Genomic DNA, 18617 nt, shown 5'->3' with positions numbered 1-18617 from the left:
TGCACGGAGGGCGGCGTGTCGTCTCGCGCCACGACGAGAGGTGGCATCACAGCCATCCTCGCGTACCGATCCTCGCCCTTTTTCAATTCTGGGTGCCGGTCTCGAGCAGCCGCTCGCGCACCAGACGCACCGCGCCGCGACTCCAGGAATAATTGGCGCCGAGGCGCAATCCGCTGTCACCGGCGGCGACGAGCGCGCCACTGTCGGCCTGGCGGACACGAAAGCCGATGATGTATTCGGTGCGGCCGATCCGCCGGACGATGCCGAGCAGCGATTGCTGGGCGCCGACGGCGCGGGCCGCCCGGGCCTCGCAATCGTCGCACTCACGCACCGGCTGCCCCGGCTTGATCTCGCCGGCCGCGTCCACCAGGCGATAGCGCCCGGACTGTGCCAGCAGCTGCCGCACCGCGTCGGTCGCCTCCTGCAGCCCCTTCTGGTCGGATTCGGTCTCGCCGAGCGCCGCGCCTGCGCTGGTGTCGTCGAGCTCGAACGGCAGCAGCGCCAGCCGGATCGGCTCCGGCGGCGCCAGTGCGTCACGGACCTGGCGCGAAACGAAGATCGCAGCGCGCTGCCAGGCCTCGTCGCTATCGCCGCGGAAGGTGAAGACCTTGTCGAAGACGACCCGATGGGAGGCGACGTCGATGGCCGCGGCGCGCGCCCACTGCACCAGCGTGGAGAGCTTCTGGACTCCGCCGGTGATCACGACGGTTGCGCCGGCCTCGGCCGCCATCTGCAGCCGGACCTCCGGGGACGCATCGGTGGGACAGGACGGCGCGCAGGACGGGCTGACCGGCCGCAGCCGCGCGTCGGCGGCGACGTCGCTGCGGAGCGCGGCGATGAATGCATCCAGCCGCCGCTGATGCGCTGCGGTCTGATCGACCGGCTCGCCGGACGTGTCGAGATAGCTGAAATCGTCGACCAGCACAGCCGGGACATCGCCGGAGGCGGCGCGGACCGGACCGGCCGCGAAAGCAAGCGCGAGAACGAGACAACGGACGACGCGACGGTTCGACATGGGATCCCCCTGCAGCGATGTCTGGCGATCCAAAGCTAGGCGCAGCGGCGCTATGGCCGCAGCGGCCGCGGTCCCGGCGCGGCACGGGAAATTTTCACGACGGTGACGGCGACCAGGCCGCAGCGCTTTTGGCCCAGGCGGTTCTGCCGTTAAATGCCGGCGGGCAGGGCTACCATGGACGTGCCGAAGATGTGGACCCGCTACGACCTCAAATACCGTCTGACCCTGCGCATCTCGGTGGTCTCGGCGCTCTGCTTTGGGGCGATCTGCGCCTATGTGCTGTTCGACACCGACCGCTCGGTGCATGCGCGCAATGAGCGGATCGCCGAGATCACGGCCAGGACGCTGCAATTGCAGCAAAGCAAGATGCATTGGGTCAACAGCCCGCCGGCCGGCTTTCCCGACCTCGATGCGGTCGCCGCCGCCGCGATGCGACCGGGCCTGTGCATCGCCTATCGCGGCGTCGACGGCGCGATCGTGCAGCGCATCTGCGGCGGCGCCGAGGCGCAGACGGACGATCCGCCCCGCGCCTTCGCGATGCTGTATCGGCGGCTGTTCGATCCAGGCCGGGAAGCGGCACGGCCGGTCAGCTTTCGCGGCGAAAGGACCGGCGATGCCGTCGTCTGGGCCGATGCCGGCGTCATGACCGCGGAGGCCTGGCGCGAGCTCAGCCGGCTGCTGCCCGTGCTCGGGACGGCGCTGGCGCTGCTGTGCATTCTGGCCTACGCCGCGCTGGCCCGCGCGCTGCGCCCGACCCGGCTGATCCGCGCCGGGCTGGAGCGGATCGCGGCCCATGATCTGTCGGCACGGCTGCCGCCGTTCGACCTTGCCGAGCTGTCGGCGATCCGCGATGCCTTCAACCAGCTCGCCGAGGGGCTGGAGACAGCGCTGGCCCAGCGCAGCGAATTGACCCGGCGCCTGATCGCCCTGGAGGACGACGAGCGCCGCCACCTCGCGCGCGAGCTGCATGATGAATTCGGCCAGTCGCTGGCGGCGATCCGGGCGCTCGCGGCGTCGATCCGTCACAGCGCGGCGCAGGATTGCCCCGCTTTGGTGGGCGAATGCGACGGCATCGCGCGCACCGCGAGCGACATGATGGACCAATTGCGCGGCGCGCTGATGCGGCTGCGTCCACCTGATGTCGACGAGCTCGGCCTCGCCGCCAGCCTCGAAGGCCTCGTCGCCGGGTGGAACAGGCGGCAGCACGGCCGCACCGTTTTCGAGATCAGCCTGTCGGGCGGCATCGACCGACTGCCCGGCATCATCGCCACCAACCTCTACCGCATCGCCCAGGAGGCGCTCACCAATGCCGTCAAGCACGCCGGAGCGACGCGCGTGCGGCTGCAGTTGACGCTTCAGGACGGGCCGGCGAGCGCGACCGTGCTCACCGTCGAAGACGACGGTCCCGCAGGTGAAGCTCCCGACAAGCCGGGCATGGGCCTGCTCGGCATGCGCGAGCGCGTCGCCTCCATGGGAGGCCAGATGAGCTTCGCGGCCGCCTCCGGCGGTGGCGCGCGACTCCGCGTCGAGATTCCGCTGCCGGCCCTGCCCGACCTCTCGCCTACCCAGCCGCAAGCGGCATGCGCGGCATGACGGCGCCCGCCGGCACCATCCTGCTGGTCGACGACCATGCCGTGGTCCGCGAGGGCTACAGGTCGATGCTGCAGAAGCAGCCGGGACTGCGCGTGGTCGCCGAAGCCGCCGATGGCGCCGAAGCCTACCGGCTGTTCAAGGAGGTCAGGCCCGATCTCGTCATCATGGACCTGACCATGCCGGGCGTCGGCGGCATCGAGGGTATCCGCCGCATCCGGCAATGGGATCGTAGCGCGCGCATCCTCGTCTTCACGATGCATGAGAATGCGGGCTTCGCGGTGCAGGCGATCCGCGCCGGCGCCCGCGGCTATGTCACCAAGAGCAGCCCGCCGGAGACCCTCGTGCGCGCCGTCATGGACGTGCTCGCCGGCCGCATCGCGATCAGCCCCGACATCGATCACGAGCTCGCGCTCAGCCGGCTCTCCGGCGAGCGGGCGGCCGCCGACGTCCTGTCCGCGCGCGAGTTCGAGGTGATGCAGATGCTGCTGGCCGAACGGACCACCGACGAGATCGCGTCAGCGCTGCATCTCAGCCCGAAGACGGTTGCCAACCTGCACTCGCTGATCAAGGACAAGCTCGGCGTCGCCAGCGACATCGAGCTGGTACGGCTGGCGCTGCGGCAGGGCCTGCTGACCTGAGCCCGCAGGGCTCACGTCAGCGCAGGGAATGTCAGGAGTCGTCGGTGTCGATCTGCGGCGTCGCGGCGGCTTCCGACGCTGGCTCCGTGACGGGATCATCGATCAGGTGAAGCTCGCGCCCGAGCCGGCGCTGCACGCTCATCACGGCGCGGTCGACGTCGCTGATCAGGCTATCGCCGAGAACGACGTGCGGGATCTCCCAGTTGCGGCCACTGCGCACGTCGAGCGCATGAACGGCCGGCACGCGTGCCGTCTCGCACCCCGGCTGCGCGCGAATCTCCTCCTCGACCAGGCGGGTCAGCTCCGCCTGGGTCTTGCCGATGGTCGTCATCGCCGGCATCAGGCCCTGATCACCGGCGTCAGACCGAGCCGCTTGGCAATGATGCGATCGACGGTCCGCTTCGGAAGCACCCGCACGATCCATTGCCTGATAGCATCGGGCGCGATCTCGTAGCGCACCCTGGGCGCCGGCAGGGTCAAGGCGTCGGCCACCCGCGCGGCGATGGTCTCGGCCGGCAGCCCGGTCTTGCCGAGATGCAGCATGAAGCCACGAATCTTCTGCAGCGCCGGGAAGAACGGCGAGGCCTGATACGGCGACAGGTCGACCTCCTCGGCCTTGGCCCAGATCGGCGTCTTCACCGCCCCCGGCGCGATGACGATGACGTCGATGCCGAACAGCATCAGCTCGCGGCGCAGGCTCTCGGATAGCCCCTCGACCGCATGCTTCGAGGTCGAATACGGCGCCATCAGCGGGTTGCCGTTGCGGCCCGCGACCGAGCTGATCATCACGATCCGGCCGCGCTCTCCCTTCATGGCCGGATCGGCGCCGAGCAGCGGCGCGAACGCCTGGGTCGCAATGACCGGACCGATGACGTTCACTTCCATCTGATGGCGAAACTGCTCGATCGGCAGCTCCGTCACCGGCCCCGCGACGGCGATGCCGGCATTGTTGACCAGACCGGCGAGCGTCTCGCCCTTGAGCGCCGCTCGCACCTCGCCGGCGGCCGCCTTCACCGCCGCTTCGTCGGTCACATCGAACAGCAGCGGCGTGAAGTTGGCGCCGAGCTCGCTGCGCAGACGGTCTGCATCAGCCTGCTTGCGAACGCTGCCGAACACGTGGAAGCCACGCGCGAGCAAGAGCTTCGAACAGGCGAAGCCGATGCCGGTGGACGCGCCGGTGATGACGACGGATTTCATGGCGACCTCAACGATTTGCGCGGCGATTATCGCACGGGATGCAGCGCGATGCTGGCGCTGATTTTTCGCGCGAGATCATCCCTCTTCCGAGCCCGCCCTGGAACACCGGGAGACCGCACGCAGCGCACGGCGCATCAGCAAAATGGCCGCGGCAAGAATGGGGTTTAAGTTTCAATGCTTGGGAGGATGACAGCTGACGTGAGATCGAGGGCAGCGAGCAAACTGGATGAAGGAAGGTCCGTGACATTATGAGATCATTAACCTTTCCGTTTCGCTGGCCTGTCGTCGCCGCGTCCGCGGGGAGGTGTTCGGGCCTCATTCCATCGCCTGTCCGGCGAATCTCCGGAAGACCGCGCTCCAGCTCGTCGTCCCCCTCTACGCGTATCGCCTTAATTTTCCGTATCCGTGTTTCTCCGGGGTACTACGTCCTCCGACCCTAACGCGTTGTTATCGCCCGTGCCGAAAACTGCTCCGGCCGAGAGCCTTGCAGCGGGATCACAAGCGCGTCGCTGTCGCTCCGGCCATCCGGACAAACGAGCGCGATCGTGTCACAGCCAGAACAGCTCCCGCCTTCAGAACACTCCATCATCACCGAGCTCGAAGAGGCCGTCCGCAGCGGCCCCTCGGCGAAGCGCGTCAACACGCTGCGCCAGGTCACCAATCTGTTCCTGCATGACGGCGAACGCCTCACCGAGGACCAGATCAAGGTGTTCGACAATGTGCTGTGCATGCTGGTCTCGCGAGTAGAGACCCGCGCGCGGGCCGAGCTCTCCAAGCATCTCGCGCCGGTCGACTACGCGCCCGTCGAATTGATCCAGCAGCTCGCCCGTGACGACGAAATCTCGGTGGCCGAGAGCGTGCTGATGCACTCGAGCCGGCTGACCGAGCATACGCTGGTCGAGGTCGCGGCGACCAAGGGCCAGGATCACCTGATGGCGATCTCCAGCCGTCCGCATCTGACCGAGGCGGTGACCGACATCATCGTCGACCGCGGCGAGCGCCGGGTCATCCGCAAGCTCGCCAACAACCAGACCGCGCGCTTCTCCGATACCGGCTATTCCGGGATGATGGCGCATGCCGAGGACGACGACGAATTGTCCGAGATCATCGGGCTGCGCATCGATCTGCCTACCAAGCACCTGCGCGACCTCCTGCGCCGCGCCACCGAAGCCGTGCGCGCCAAGCTGATGGCCTCGGCGCCGCCGGCGTTGCAACAGGAGATCAAGAAGATCCTCAAGGCGATCGCCGACGTTGCGCGCAGCGACGGCGGCCTGGTCGGCCGCGACTTCACGCTCGCCGAAGAGGCCGTCAAGCGCATGAAGGGGCTGAACGAGCTCAACGATGCCGCCATCGCCTTCTTCGCCGAGACCCGCCGGTTCGGCGAGGTTTCCGCCGCACTCGGCCTGCTCAACAACGTCCCGACCGAGATGATGGCCAAGGTGCTCGAGGGCCCGCGCACCGACATCGTGCTGATCCCCTGCCGTGCCGCCGGGCTGGCCTGGTCGGTGGTGGCGAAAATCCTGACCCACCGGCCGATCAAGCACGCCATCGACAGCGACACGCTCAAGCTCGCGGAACGCGACTACGGCCGCCTGTCGCTCGACACCGCCCAGCGCACGCTGCGATTCTGGATGGTGCACAACAAGGTCGAGAAGTGAGCGGGTGCTCACAAGACGCAATCCTCATCAGCAACGACTCGCGAGCCTCCTCATACTCCGCTGTCGTCCCTGCGAACGCAGGGACCCATACAGCGTGATGTGAATTGGCGGAAAAATGTCTGGATCGTCGTCCTTCGCCACACGACCGCCGGCGGCTATGGGTCCCTGCGAACGCGGGGACGACAGCTATGGTTGTCGCAGGCGGCCGGGCATCATCAAGCCGACCGGCCAGCGTTATCGCCAGGAGATCACCGGGCGCCGGATTGACTTTGGTGCGCCCGCACTCCTACGGTGATCGTGACGGTGCCCCTCGACCGGGGCTCAAAAGGGAATGCGGTGCCGGATGCGTCTCGCAAGAGACGTGATCGAAGGCCGCAGCTGCCCCCGCAACTGTAAGCGGCGAATCTCGCGTCATAGGCCACTGGGAAATCTCGGTCCCGGGAAGGCGACGTGGAGGTGATGACCCGCGAGCCAGGAGACCTGCCGTCAGCCGTGGTCACACGCGAGGATGCCGGTCGGGGCGTTATTGGCATCGTTTTCAGGCAGGTCTGCAAAGGCCTGCGTGAGACCTCGTTCGCGGTGACGTGCCACTGACGTCATGCCGAGGTCACTCGTGTCTCCCGTTCCCCATGCCAGGCGGCATCGCGCCGTTCTGTCGTCGTTCTGCGTCCTCGTGTCGTTTGCGCTGCTCGGTGCTTTCCCGACAGCCGCGCAGCAATCCGCCTCCCCCAACCTTTTGCCGCCGGTCGAGGTTGACGCGCCGCGCCAGCCGGCTGCCGCAGGGCCGGCGGTGTCCGGCGGTTCTCCAACCCGCAACGCCGCGCGACGGCAGACGCCGGCTGCAAAGCCGGCAGTGCCGGCCAGCGCCCCCGTCGCCGTCAGCCCGACCGGCGTTGTGACGCCGGTCGCCAACGTCGCGAATGCGATCACCGTGGTGACCGACAAGGATATCGCCGCGCAGCAGGCCCGCACCGTGCCGGACATCCTGAGCACGGTCCCCGGATTGAACATCGTGCAGGCCGGCGGCCCGGGCGGCCAGACCAACGTCTTCATGCGCGGCACCAATGCCAACCACACCAAGCTCATCATCGACGGCATCGACGCAGGCGACGTCACCAACGGCAACGGCGCGTTCGATTTCGCGCATCTGCTCGCCGCCGACATCCAACAGCTCGAGGTGCTGCGCGGGCCGCAGAGCGGGCTGTACGGCTCCGATGCCATCGGCGGCGTCATCTCGGTGATCACGCGCAAGGGCGACGGACCGGCGCGGGCGACCGCCTCGGTCGAGAGCGGCTCGTTCAAGACCTTCAACCAGAGCGCGGGGCTGAGCGGCTCTCAGGACAATGTCAACTACGCAGTCAACGTCGCGCATCTGCACGTCGGTGACGTTCCGGTGACCCCGTGGCAATTGCTGCCTGCGGGGCAGAAGGCGATCGGCAACGCCTACGACAACGTCACCGCCTCGTCCAAGCTCGGCGTCGATCTCAACGAGGCCTGGACGCTCAATTCGGTGGTCCGCTACACTGACGCCACCCTGCTGTTCACCGGCGACAGCGGCTTTCCCAGCTTTCCCGACGCCGCCCAGAGCAACCATACCGTCCATCAACTGGCGACGCGCGAGGAAGCCGTATGGTCGCTGCTCGGCGGCCGCATCAGGAACTACTTCGGCGTCAACTATGTGAACAACTGGTCGTCCGATCTGACGGCCGGTAATCCCGTCGCCGCGGTCGCGACCGGCGAGCGCATCAAATATGACTGGCACGCGGTGACCGAGCTCGCCCCGCGCAACAACCTGATCGTCGGCCTGGAGCAGCAGACCGAACGGCTGAAGACCACCGACCTTTCGGCCGAGAACGGCAACAAGGCCGGCTTCGTCGAGCTGCAGACCGAGTTCGCGAAGCGCTGGTTCGTCGTGGCGAGCCTGCGCAACGACGTCAACGACCAGTTCGGCGGCCATGGCACCTACCGGATCGCGCCGGCGGTGATCCTGCCGGTCACCGAGACCAAGCTGAAGGCGAGCTACGGCACCGGCTTCAAGGCACCGACCTTGAGCCAGTTGCACCAGGATTTTCCGGCGTTCAACTTCTTCGCCAATCCCAACCTCCGGCCGGAGCAGAGCACCGGCTACGATGCCGGCTTCGAACAGCCGCTGTTCGACGATCGCGTCCGCTTCGGCACGACCTACTTCCACAACAGCATCACCAACCTGATCAATTTCAACGCGACCTTCACCTCCTACGCCAATGTCGGCCTCGCCACCACCGAAGGCACCGAGAGCTTCGTGACGGCGCGGCTCACCGATCGGATATCGCTGCGCGCGGACTACACCTTCACCCGCGCCGTCGACGCGGCTACCGGCCAGCAATTGCTGCGCCGGCCGAAGGAGAAATGGAGCGCCACCGCCACCTGGCTGCCGATCGATGCGCTGAGCCTGTCGGCCACCTTGCTGCGGGTCGGCGACTGGCTCGATGTCAGCCGCGACGGCATGACCACCGGCCTCGTCGCACCCGGCTATGCGCTCGTGAACCTGCGCGGCGACTACGCGCTGTCCGACCAGGTCAAGGTGTTTGGCCGGATCGATAACCTGTTCAACCGTCACACCCAGAACCCGACCGGCTTCCTGGCGCCCGGCTTCGGCGTGTTCGGCGGCATCCGGCTCGCGAGCTTCGGCGTGCAGTGATGCAGACCTCCCGAAGCGGCTGACAGCCACCTCAAAACTGGACTACAATTGCAACAACAGGAGATGTTCCATGACTCTCGACGTCCTCGCCCCCTCAGGTTCCGAGGCTCGCCTCGCGCCCGTCCCGCCGCGGCATGCAGCCGCGTTTTGTTTCGCGCTGCTGACGACCGCCTGTGCGCTGGCGAGCTTCGTGTTCGCCTGCGCGACGCCGTTTGCGGCCTTCGCCGTGATTGCGGCCGCCATGCTTCCGCTGCGCACGGCGCTGCCGGTGATGCTCGGCGCCTGGCTGGTCAACCAGGGCATCGGCTTCGGCGCCCTGCACTATCCGGTCGATGCCAACACGCTGGCCTGGGGCGCGATGATCGGCGCCGCCGCGCTCAGCGCCACTGCCACGGCCCGGGGCGTGCTGCAGGCTCTGCGCGCAAGCCCGGCTCCGCTCGCCTTTGCCGCCGCCCTGCTGGGCGCCTACACGGCGTATGAGCTGGTGCTGCTGGCCGCCACGCCCGCGCTCGGCGGTGCCGCGAGCTTCACGCTCCCGATCGTCGCCCGCCTCGGCCTGACCAGCGCCGCCTGGCTCGTCGGCCTGGTCGCTGTCAGCGAGATCGTCCGCCTGCTCGCGCCGCTGGCCTCACGCCGCGCGACGTCCTGAAACAGCCTAAGGACTCACCTACCAAACAAAAACGGCGGGCCTCGGCCCGCCGTTCTCAATTCTCAGCAGGTCCTGCGCGAACTCAGTTCTTCGACTTGTCGACCAGCGCGCCCTTCTTGATCCAGGGCATCATGTCGCGCAGCCGGGCGCCGACCTCCTCGATCGGATGCTGGGCGAGCTTGGCGCGGGTCGCCTTGAACGAGGTCTGGTTGACCTTGTTCTCCAGCATCCAGTCGCGGGCGAAGCGGCCGGACTGGATATCGCCGAGCACCTTCTTCATCTCCGCCTTGGTCTCGGCCGTGACGATGCGCGGGCCGGTGACGTATTCGCCATATTCGGCGGTGTTGGAGATCGAGTAGTTCATGTTGGCGATGCCGCCTTCATAGATCAGGTCGACGATCAGCTTCACCTCATGGAGGCACTCGAAATAGGCCATCTCCGGCGCGTAGCCGGCCTCGGTCAGGGTCTCGTAGCCGGCCTTGATCAGCTCGACCAGGCCACCGCACAGCACCGCCTGCTCGCCGAACAGGTCGGTCTCGCACTCTTCCTTGAAGGTGGTCTCGATGATGCCGGCGCGACCGCCGCCGATCGCCGAGGCGTAGGACAGGCCGAGGTCATGGGCGTTGCCCGAGGAATCCTTGGCGATCGCGATCAGGCACGGCACGCCGCCGCCGCGCTGGTATTCGGAGCGGACGGTGTGGCCGGGGCCCTTCGGGGCGATCATCAGCACGTCGAGATCGGGGCGCGGGTCGAGCAGGTTGAAATGCACGTTGAGGCCGTGGGCGAACACGAGCGCGGCGCCCTGCTTCATGTTGTCGTGCAGGTGCTCGCGATAGATGTCGCCCTGCAGCTCGTCCGGGGTCAGCATCATCACCAGGTCGGCCCATTTGGCGGCCTCGGCGACTTCCATCACCTTGAAGCCGGCGCCCTCGGCCTTCTTGGCCGAAGCCGAGCCCTTGCGCAGCGCGATCGCGACGTCCTTGACGCCGGAATCCTTCAGGTTGAGCGCGTGGGCGTGGCCCTGGCTGCCGTAGCCGACGATGACGACCTTCTTGCCCTTGATCAGGTTCAGATCGGCGTCGCGATCGTAGTAGACACGCATTGTCGTTTCCTCTTTGAGATGGCCGGAATTGGCTGAAAAGTCAGACGCTTGGGTGAGGCACGGGCGGCTGCGCCCGGACGAAATCCGGCCCGTGTCTAGAGCATTTTGGCCCTGCTTGGAAACCCCGATCTCGCATGGCGGCCGCCTCCCTCATGCGTCCATGAAGACGGGATAGAGCGAGGCGAGCAGCAGCACCGCCATCAGGATGTTGAAGCCGCGCACCGCGCGTTCGGAACTCAGCAGCGGCCGCAGCGCCGTCCCGAACAGGGTCCAGGTGATGGTCGAGCCGATCGCCATCACGAAGCTGATCCCGACCTGCAGCGCGACATTGGCAGGGAAGCTGGCGATCGCGGCATAGGCGGTGATGGTGCTGATCACCATCACCCAGCCCTTGGCGTTGACCCACTGGAACAGCGCCGCGCCCCAGAACGACATCGGGCCGCGCGGCGTCGTGTCGTCATCCGGCTTGGCCGATCCGGAGAACGCGATCACCACGGCGAGATAGATCAGGTAGGCGGCGCCAAGATATTTCAGCACCTCCTGCAGCACCGGATAGGAGATGAACACCGTGGCGAGGCCGAAGCCGACGGCCCCGACCATGAAGGCGAAGCCGAAGCTGACGCCCATCATGTGCGGCACCGTGCGGCGGAAGCCATGGGTCACGCCCGACGACAGCAGCATGATGTTGTTCGGCCCAGGCGTGAACGCCATCACGAACGCGAAGGTGACGAAGGCGATGAGGAGCTGCTGGGACATTCTAATGAGTTCTCTCCGCACGACGACTCTTCACCCTCCCCTGGAGGGGGAGGGTCGATCGCGCATGCAATGCGCGATCGGGGTGGGGTGGGCCGCAGACACGGCTCCGGCGTGGAGGCATCACCCCACCCCGGCTCACATCGCAGCTTCGCGCGATGTGAGCCGCCCCTCCCCCTCCAGGGGAGGGTGGCAGCGTGCCCACCTCACCGTCGCGCAAAAACATCAGCGCCTAGCCCTGCCCCGCCGGCTTCTGCAGCACGTAGGTGGCGTGCATCGGCGCATGGTAGTCGGCGGAGACGGTCACGAATCCGACCTCGGCGAGCATGCGCTCCATCACCCAGGCGAAGGTCGAGTTCTCGTCACGCATGTGGGTGATGACGCTGTCGCGAGCGAGGTCGTGGTTCTTGATGTTGAAATCCGCCCACTGCTCGACTGAGCGCTCGGCGCCATCGGGCATGCTGACATAGACGATGTCGCGCAGGAAGAATTGCGCGCCGGGCTTCAGCGCCGCGAAGATCCGCGCCAGCGCCACCGCCTTCCAGAAGTCCGGCAGATGGTGCAGCGTGAACTCGCTGGCGATCAGGTCGTAGGTCGCAGCCTCATAGGCGAACGACAGCAGCCCCGCCGAATGCATCCGCACCGCGGTACGGCGGTCGCGGCTGTAGATCCGGGTCAGCGCCAGCATCGCCGGCGAGATGTCGATGGCGTCGACCACCGCGCCCAGCAGCGCCGCTTCGGTCGCCAGCACACCGTTGCCGCAGCCGATGTCGGCCACCCGCCAACCCGGCTTGACGCCGAGCATCGTCAGAGCGGCGCGCGCGCGCTCGTCGGCATCATCGCCCGAGCCATAGATCGAGGCCACGGCATGGTCGAGCCCGATCCGGTTGCGTTCGTTGTAGTACCAGTCGCGCGCCAGCATGGCTCACATCCCTTCCGATCCCCGCCCGATCGCCGCAATGCCGGTCCTGGCGACTTCCACCAGGCCGAGCGGACGCATCAGATCGATGAATTGCGTGATCTTGTCGGTATTGCCTGTGATCTCGAACACGAAGCTTTCCGTGGTGGCGTCGATCACCCGGGCGCGGAACGCATCCGCCAGCCGCAGCGCCTCGACGCGCGGCTCGCCGGTGCCGCGCACCTTGACCATTGCGAGCTCGCGCTCGATCGCGCGCTTGGTCAGCGTCATGTCGACGACGCGGTAGACCGGGATCATGCGGTCGAGCTGGTGCTTGATCTGCTGGATCACCATCGGCGTGCCGGTCGTCACGATGGTGATGCGCGACAGATGCTTCTGGCTCTCGGTCTCGGAGACGGTGAGGCTCTCGATGTTGTAGCCACGGCCCGAGAACAGGCCGATGACGCGCGCGAGCACGCCCGGCTCGTTCTGGACCAGCACCGCAAGCGTGTGCGTCTCGTTCGGATCGTGACGCTCTTCCATGAAATAGGCCGATGCTGGCTGGTTCATTGGTGTCCCCATAGGATTTCAGCCGTGATGGCCGGGCATAGCAGTCTGCCTTGCGCAGACTGCGTAGACTTGTCTGCGCTCCCGGCCATCCACGTCGAGCGTCGAGCGCGCGGTTCGTGGATGCCCGGGTCAAGCCCGGGCATGACGGCGGTGTTTGTGGCGAGTTGCGAGCTCCTCATGCGGCCCCCGCTTCGGCATGAGCGGCCGCCGGCATCACCCAGCGTCTGAACAGGTCGAGATCGATGTTGCCGCCCGTGAGCACCAGGCCGACGCGCTTGCCGGCGAGCCTGCCCTTTTCCTGCAACGCACCTGCGAGCGGTGCCGCGCCGGCGCCTTCGGCGAGATTGTGGGTGTCGGTCCAGAGAATGCGCACGGCCTCGGCGATCTCGGCGTCGCTGACCTGCACGATGCGCGAAGCCCCCTTGAGAATGATCGCCAGCGCATCGGCATCGGGACTGCGGGTGGCAAGGCCGTCGGCGTGCGTATCGGCGCTGTTGGTCGTCACGACGGTGCGGGCCGCAAACGACAGCGCGTAGGACGGCGCCTCGGTCGATTGCACGCCGACGATCTCGGTCTTCAGGCCCAAGAGATCACGCGCCAGGATGCAGCCGCAGATGCCCGAGCCCTGCCCGATCGAGACGTAGAGCACGTCGAGATCGGGCGCGCTGCGGAACAGCTCCAGCGCGTAGGTGGCGACGCCGCGCACGAGATCGGGATGGAACGACGGCACCATGTGCAGGCCGTCGCGCGCGGCGTGGCGGCCAGCCTCCTCGCGCGCCTCCTGGAAGTCGCTGCCGTGCTCGATCAGCTCGGCGCCGAACGCCGCCATGGCGCGGTTCTTCTCGACCGAATTGCCACGCGGCACGTAGATCGTCACCGGCAGGCCGTTGCGACGGCCGGCAAACGCGACGCTCTGGCCATGATTGCCGCGCGTCGCGGTGATCAGGCCGCGGACGTCCGGCCGCGTGCGCTTGAGGTTGTCGACATAGACCAGCCCGCCGCGCACCTTGAAGGCGCCCGCCGGCGTATGGTTCTCGTGCTTGACGACGACATGCGTCCCCAGCCGCTGCGCCAGCAGCGGCCACGCATGCGCCGGCGTCGCCGGCACCGCGGCCGCGACGATGGCGTGGGCGGCTTCGAGCTCGGCTAGTGTGAACACGGCCACCTCCTCATAACGACTGTCATGCCCGTGAAAGTGGGCATCCAGTACCCACCAGCAGTCGTGAGAGCCACGGCTGCCGCGGCGTACTGGATCGCCCGGTCCCGTCTTCGCCAAGGCTTCGACGAGGCCGCGCGTTCAGGGCGCGCCGAAGCTTTAGCGAAGGCGGCAAGCCGGGCGATGACAGCGGAGTGTTGGGTTGGCATCGCCCTCACGATCAGTCCTCACACCAGCGCCTTGCCGCCGGCGAACGCCGCGGCCGGATCGGACGCTTCCGCGGGCAGGATCATCTCGTTGTGCGCCTTGCCGGACGGAATCATCGGGAAGCAGTTCTCCAGCGCCGCGACGCGGCAGTCGAACAGCACCGGCTTCTTGACCGAGATCATCTCCTTGATCGCGCCGTCGAGATCGCCGGGCTTAGACACCTGCAGGCCGACGCCGCCATAGGCCTCGGCAAGCTTGACGAAGTCCGGCAGCGCCTCCGAGTAGGAATGCGACAGCCGGTTGCCGTGCAGGAGCTGCTGCCACTGCCGCACCATGCCCATGTACTGGTTGTTGAGGATGAAGATCTTGACCGGCAGCTCGTACTGCACGGCCGTCGACATCTCCTGCATCGTCATCTGCACCGAGGCGTCGCCGCCGATGTCGATGACGAGGCTGTCGGGATGCGCCACCTGCACGCCGATCGCGGCCGGCAGGCCGTAGCCCATGGTGCCGAGACCGCCCGAGGTCATCCAGCGGTGCGGCTCCTCGAAGCCGTAGAACTGCGCCGCCCACATCTGATGCTGGCCGACCTCGGTGGTGATGTAGGTGTCGCGCCCGCGCGTCAGCTCGAACAGCCGCTGGATCGCATGTTGCGGCATGATGACGTCGCGGTTCGGCTTGAAGGCGAGCGAGTTGCGCGCGCGCCAGGTGGCGATCTGCTGCCACCACGCCTTGATGTCGGGCTTCTTCGCCTCGGCCCTGAACACCTGCAGGATGTCGGCGAGCACGTCGCCGCAATCGCCGATGATCGGCACGTCGACGCGGATGTTCTTGTTGATCGAGGACGGATCGATGTCGATGTGGATCTTCTTCGAGTTCGGCGAGAACGCGTCGGTGCGGCCGGTGATGCGGTCGTCGAAGCGCGCGCCGACGCACAGCATGACGTCGCAATCATGCATCGTCATGTTGGCCTCGTAGGTGCCGTGCATGCCGAGCATGCCGAGCCAGTTGGTGCCCGACGCCGGATAGGCACCCAGCCCCATCAGGGTCGAGGTGATCGGGAAGCCCGTGACCTCGACCAGCTCGCGCAACAGCTTCGAGGCCTCGGTCCCCGCATTGATGACGCCGCCACCGGAATAGATCACCGGCCGCTTGGCGCCGGCCAGCAGCGCCACCGCCTTGCGGATCTGCGTCGCATCGCCCTTGACGCGCGGGGCGTAGGAGATGTGCACGTCGGACTTGCGCGGCGGATGATAGGTTCCGGTCGCGAACTGCACGTCCTTCGGCACGTCGACGACGACCGGACCCGGACGGCCCGTGGTCGCGACGTAGAATGCCTCGTGCAGCACCTTGGCGAGATCGTTGACGTTGCGGACCAGCCAATTGTGCTTGGTGCAGGGCCGGGTGATGCCGACCGTGTCGCACTCCTGGAACGCGTCGTTGCCGATCAGATGCGTCGGCACCTGGCCGGTGATGCAGACCAGGGGAATCGAATCCATCAGCGCATCCGCCAGCGGGGTCACCATGTTCGTGGCGCCTGGGCCGGAGGTCACCAGCACCACGCCGGGCTTGCCGGTCGAGCGGGCATAGCCCTCGGCAGCATGGCCGGCGCCCTGCTCGTGGCGGACCAGGATGTGCTCGACCTCGCTCTGCTGGAAGATCTCGTCATAGATCGGAAGCACCGCGCCGCCGGGATAGCCGAAGAGGTGCTGCACGCCGTGGTCGATGAGCGCGCGCACGATCATCGCGGCGCCGGTCATCTGGTTCGGATCGTGGCTCTTGTCGGTCATGGCAGGCTCCGGATCGCTTCTGTCAGCGGCTTGTCGTCTTGGTCGGTCGGTTTTGGTCACTTGGGTCAGGGTCGTTTCGGTCGGATCGCTGGCTTCCAGGCAATAAAAAAGGGCCCTGGAAGGCCCTGCGCACCGCTCGGAATTTGGATGGCCGCTAGCCATCCCCGGCGGTGCGCCTGGGTACGACGGCGATAAGGAGGATGGAAATAAAGTTGCGCATGATGCCGAGCGAGCTTCCCAAAGGTTGCGCGAAACATAGCCAGCGATGCCCCAATGTCAAGGCAAAGCCGTCTCGTCAGCGCGATTTTGGAATGTTAACGCGGAATTTTCCGTTCGGCGAGCGGTAATTTGGCCGGCGCTCTCAAGACAGGGCGATCCGCTGTGGTGAGAGGACGAGCTCCATCACCCAACGAGGTCGTCATTCCGGGGCGCCCGGAGGGCGAGCCCGGAATCCATACTCACGATCGTGGTTATGGATTCCGGGCCCATCGCTTCGCGATGTCCCGGAATGACGATCTTCCTAGAGCGAGGCCACCCACCCTCGTGCCGCCTCTGGACTCATCCACTCAAACTCCGGCAGCTGATGCCGAAACCAGGTGAACTGCCGCTTGGCATAGTGGCGGGTGTCGGCCTTGCCGATGACGGCCGCCTCCTCCCGCGAGATCTCCCCTCTGAGGTAACGGATCAGCGCCGGCACGCCGTGCGCCTTCATGGCCGGAAGCAGCGGATCGAGCCCGCGGGCCGCCAGCTGTTCAACCTCCTCCAGCGCGCCGCGATCCAGCATCAGATCGAACCTCGCGTCGATCCGCGCATAGAGCGTCTCGCGCTCCGGCGCGATGAACAGCGCCCGATAGCTGCCCGCCGGCAACAGCGGCGGGGTGGTCTCGGCATGCCACTCGGCCAATGGCCGACCGGTGGCTTCGATCACCTCCAGCGCGCGGGCGACGCGGGTGCGGTCGCGCACGTTCAGCCGCGCGCCCGCCGCCGGATCGCGCCGCGCCAGCTCGGCATGCAGCGCCTCGACCCCGTCGCGGTCGAGCCGCAGGCGCACCGCGTCTCGGACGTCGTCAGGGACGGGCGGGACCGCCGCCAATCCCCGTGTCAGCGCTTTGAAGTACAGCCCGGTGCCGCCGATGAAAATCGGGAGCCGCCCGGCCGCGTGCACCTCGGCAAGAACGACCGCGGCATCCCGGACATAGTGGCCGGCCGAGTAGTTCACGGATGCATCGACGTGGCCGTAGAGCCGGTGCGGCACATCAGCCTCGTCGTCAGGTGTTGGCCGCGCCGTCAGGATTCTCAGGTCACGGTAAACCTGCATGGAATCGGTGTTGATGACGACCCCGCCCGCTTTTTGCGCAAGTTCCATCGCCAGCGCCGACTTGCCGCTGGCGGTCGGCCCTGCGATAAGCACGGCTTTGTTGATCCCTGGCAAAGTCACCTGATGTCTCTCGTCGCCACCTTCATCTGCAATCCCGCCGATCCCGCGCTTGATACCACGATCGTGGAGGCCTTCCTGGCCGTGCTGCCCTCGCCGGGCACGCCGCGCTGGCTGTTCGACGAGGTCGCGATCGACATCCCCTTCGCCCACGACGGCGAGGTCCACAAGCTCGAGGCGCGCCTGCGCGACCTGCGCGGCGACATGCCGATCGACATCGTCGTGCAGCCCGAAGCCGTCCGGCGCAAGAAGCTTTTTCTCGCCGACATGGATAGCACCATGATCGGCCAGGAATGCATCGACGAGCTCGCCGACTTCGCCGGGCTGAAGCCGCGTGTCGCCGCCATTACCGAGCGCGCCATGCGCGGCGAGATCGCGTTCGAGCCGGCGTTGCGCGAACGCGTCGCATTGCTGAAGGACCTGCCGGTGAGCGTCGTCGACGAGGTCCTGACCAAACGCATCAAGCTGACGCCGGGCGGCCGTCATCTGGTGATGACCATGCGCGCACACGGCGCCTATACCTGCCTGATCTCCGGCGGCTTCACGCTGTTCACCAGCGCCATCGCGGCCAAGATCGGCTTCCAGGAGAACCGCGCCAATGAGCTCGTCATCGATGGCGGCAAGCTCACCGGCGAGGTGCGCGAGCCGATCATCGGCCGCGACGCCAAGCTCGCCACCCTGATCGAGCTGCGCGAGTCGTTCGATCTCGACGAGATCGACACCCTAGCGGTCGGCGACGGCGCCAACGACCTCGGCATGATCGAGGCGGCCGGCCTCGGCGTCGCCTATCACGCCAAGCCCGCGGTCTCGGCCGCCGCCTCGGCCCGCATCGACCACGGCGACCTCACCGCCCTGCTCTATGCGCAAGGCTACACGCGCGATCAGTTCGTCGACTGACAGGGCCGCCGCCGTGGCGCGGATGTCAAACGACGCGTGCAAGCGAAGCGCAATACGGCGCCCTCTCCCCTTGTTGTGAGAGAGGACGCATTCATGGGCAGCCGCCAGGCCGTCATTGCGAGCGCAGCGGCGCAGCGAAGCAATCCAGAGTCGGACGCAAGGCTCTGGATTGCGTCGTCGCTTCGCGATCAGCGCAGCCTGCTGCGCGTGACATTTGATCAAAGTCTTGCGAACGCTCGGCGATCGCAATCGGACGCCGTATACGAATCGCCACCGCAAGCAAAGCCGTTACGAAAAGCCTGATCAGCACATCATTAGGATTTTATTTCAATCCTATGCACTCGCACGTAACTTCATTCCAATCTCATCTCAGATCGCA

General features: G+C 66.8%; 16 protein-coding genes and 1 riboswitch. Of the genes, 6 read left to right on the top strand and 10 right to left on the bottom strand.

Annotation, left to right across the window (positions count from 1 at the left end; translation table 11 throughout):
- Positions 1-82 precede the first annotated feature (82 nt).
- Positions 83-1015: a DUF2380 domain-containing protein gene (locus QX070_RS10755; protein ID WP_315736901.1), complete on the bottom strand. Its 933-nt coding sequence runs from the start codon at positions 1013-1015 to the stop codon at positions 83-85.
- Positions 1016-1204: 189 nt separating this feature from the next.
- On the opposite strand from QX070_RS10755, the gene QX070_RS10750 reads away from it, so the two are divergent.
- Positions 1205-2608 (top strand): sensor histidine kinase, encoded by a 1404-nt coding sequence (locus QX070_RS10750; protein ID WP_315737076.1) that lies wholly within the window; start codon positions 1205-1207, stop codon positions 2606-2608.
- Complete coding sequence (locus QX070_RS10745; RefSeq protein WP_315736899.1) at positions 2605-3246, top strand: response regulator transcription factor; 642 nt, start codon at positions 2605-2607, stop codon at positions 3244-3246. The genes QX070_RS10750 and QX070_RS10745 overlap by 4 nt, the downstream gene beginning before the upstream one ends.
- Before the next feature lie 31 nt (positions 3247-3277).
- Here QX070_RS10745 and QX070_RS10740 read toward each other — a convergent pair whose 3' ends face one another.
- Positions 3278-3586, bottom strand: coding sequence for a hypothetical protein (locus QX070_RS10740; RefSeq protein WP_315736898.1), 309 nt, complete (start codon positions 3584-3586; stop codon positions 3278-3280).
- Complete coding sequence (locus QX070_RS10735; RefSeq protein ID WP_315736897.1) at positions 3586-4443, bottom strand: SDR family oxidoreductase; 858 nt, start codon at positions 4441-4443, stop codon at positions 3586-3588. Before QX070_RS10735 ends, QX070_RS10740 begins: the two co-directional genes overlap by 1 nt.
- A 545-nt stretch (positions 4444-4988) precedes the next feature.
- Here QX070_RS10735 and QX070_RS10730 point away from each other — a divergent pair.
- From QX070_RS10730 to QX070_RS10720, 3 genes are all read left to right on the top strand, one after another.
- Complete coding sequence (locus tag QX070_RS10730; protein ID WP_315736896.1) at positions 4989-6101, top strand: DUF2336 domain-containing protein; 1113 nt, start codon at positions 4989-4991, stop codon at positions 6099-6101.
- A 284-nt stretch (positions 6102-6385) separates the two neighbouring features.
- Positions 6386-6604, top strand: a riboswitch (cobalamin riboswitch).
- A gap of 95 nt (positions 6605-6699) precedes the next feature.
- Positions 6700-8781, top strand: a complete 2082-nt coding sequence (locus QX070_RS10725) for a TonB-dependent receptor domain-containing protein (protein ID WP_409999159.1) — start codon at positions 6700-6702, stop codon at positions 8779-8781.
- 70 nt (positions 8782-8851) lie between these two features.
- Positions 8852-9430, top strand: coding sequence for a hypothetical protein (locus QX070_RS10720; protein WP_315736893.1), 579 nt, complete (start codon positions 8852-8854; stop codon positions 9428-9430).
- An 82-nt stretch (positions 9431-9512) separates the two neighbouring features.
- Here the strand turns inward: QX070_RS10720 and ilvC are convergent, their stop codons facing one another.
- The 7 genes from ilvC to miaA form a co-directional block, all read right to left on the bottom strand.
- Entirely contained in the window at positions 9513-10532 is a 1020-nt protein-coding gene (ilvC, locus tag QX070_RS10715) for a ketol-acid reductoisomerase (protein WP_315736892.1), read from the bottom strand.
- 150 nt (positions 10533-10682) lie between these two features.
- Entirely contained in the window at positions 10683-11288 is a 606-nt protein-coding gene (locus QX070_RS10710; protein WP_315736891.1) for a LysE family translocator, read from the bottom strand.
- A 229-nt stretch (positions 11289-11517) separates the two neighbouring features.
- Entirely contained in the window at positions 11518-12207 is a 690-nt protein-coding gene (locus QX070_RS10705; protein WP_315736890.1) for a class I SAM-dependent methyltransferase, read from the bottom strand.
- Positions 12208-12210: 3 nt separating this feature from the next.
- Complete coding sequence (ilvN, locus tag QX070_RS10700; protein WP_315736889.1) at positions 12211-12753, bottom strand: acetolactate synthase small subunit; 543 nt, start codon at positions 12751-12753, stop codon at positions 12211-12213.
- A gap of 175 nt (positions 12754-12928) precedes the next feature.
- Positions 12929-13912, bottom strand: coding sequence for a threonine dehydratase (locus tag QX070_RS10695; protein ID WP_315736888.1), 984 nt, complete (start codon positions 13910-13912; stop codon positions 12929-12931).
- A gap of 224 nt (positions 13913-14136) precedes the next feature.
- Positions 14137-15906, bottom strand: coding sequence for an acetolactate synthase 3 large subunit (locus tag QX070_RS10690; protein WP_315736887.1), 1770 nt, complete (start codon positions 15904-15906; stop codon positions 14137-14139).
- Positions 15907-16426: 520 nt separating this feature from the next.
- A complete protein-coding gene (gene miaA / locus QX070_RS10685; RefSeq protein ID WP_315736885.1) occupies positions 16427-17344 on the bottom strand; it encodes a tRNA (adenosine(37)-N6)-dimethylallyltransferase MiaA in 918 nt (305 codons plus the stop codon).
- Positions 17345-17347: 3 nt separating this feature from the next.
- Here miaA and serB point away from each other — a divergent pair, with 3 nt between their 5' ends.
- Positions 17348-18238: a phosphoserine phosphatase SerB gene (gene serB / locus QX070_RS10680; RefSeq protein WP_315736884.1), complete on the top strand. Its 891-nt coding sequence runs from the start codon at positions 17348-17350 to the stop codon at positions 18236-18238.
- Positions 18239-18617 lie beyond the last annotated feature (379 nt).

The organism is Bradyrhizobium sp. SZCCHNR1093, from assembly GCF_032381175.1.
In the GTDB taxonomy this organism is placed as follows: Bacteria; Pseudomonadota; Alphaproteobacteria; order Rhizobiales; family Xanthobacteraceae; genus Bradyrhizobium.
This window is presented reverse-complemented; position numbering and strand designations above follow the sequence as displayed.

Coding starts and splice junctions, on each gene's coding strand:
- QX070_RS10755 (WP_315736901.1), bottom strand. CDS start 1,015: ATGTCGAACCGTCGCGTCGTCCGTTGTCTCGTTCTCGCGCTTGCTTTC.
- QX070_RS10750 (WP_315737076.1), top strand. CDS start 1,205: ATGTGGACCCGCTACGACCTCAAATACCGTCTGACCCTGCGCATCTCG.
- QX070_RS10745 (WP_315736899.1), top strand. CDS start 2,605: ATGACGGCGCCCGCCGGCACCATCCTGCTGGTCGACGACCATGCCGTG.
- QX070_RS10740 (WP_315736898.1), bottom strand. CDS start 3,586: ATGCCGGCGATGACGACCATCGGCAAGACCCAGGCGGAGCTGACCCGC.
- QX070_RS10735 (WP_315736897.1), bottom strand. CDS start 4,443: ATGAAATCCGTCGTCATCACCGGCGCGTCCACCGGCATCGGCTTCGCC.
- QX070_RS10725 (WP_409999159.1), top strand. CDS start 6,700: ATGCCGAGGTCACTCGTGTCTCCCGTTCCCCATGCCAGGCGGCATCGC.
- QX070_RS10720 (WP_315736893.1), top strand. CDS start 8,852: ATGACTCTCGACGTCCTCGCCCCCTCAGGTTCCGAGGCTCGCCTCGCG.
- ilvC (WP_315736892.1), bottom strand. CDS start 10,532: ATGCGTGTCTACTACGATCGCGACGCCGATCTGAACCTGATCAAGGGC.
- QX070_RS10710 (WP_315736891.1), bottom strand. CDS start 11,288: ATGTCCCAGCAGCTCCTCATCGCCTTCGTCACCTTCGCGTTCGTGATG.
- QX070_RS10705 (WP_315736890.1), bottom strand. CDS start 12,207: ATGCTGGCGCGCGACTGGTACTACAACGAACGCAACCGGATCGGGCTC.
- ilvN (WP_315736889.1), bottom strand. CDS start 12,753: ATGAACCAGCCAGCATCGGCCTATTTCATGGAAGAGCGTCACGATCCG.
- QX070_RS10690 (WP_315736887.1), bottom strand. CDS start 15,906: ATGACCGACAAGAGCCACGATCCGAACCAGATGACCGGCGCCGCGATG.
- serB (WP_315736884.1), top strand. CDS start 17,348: ATGTCTCTCGTCGCCACCTTCATCTGCAATCCCGCCGATCCCGCGCTT.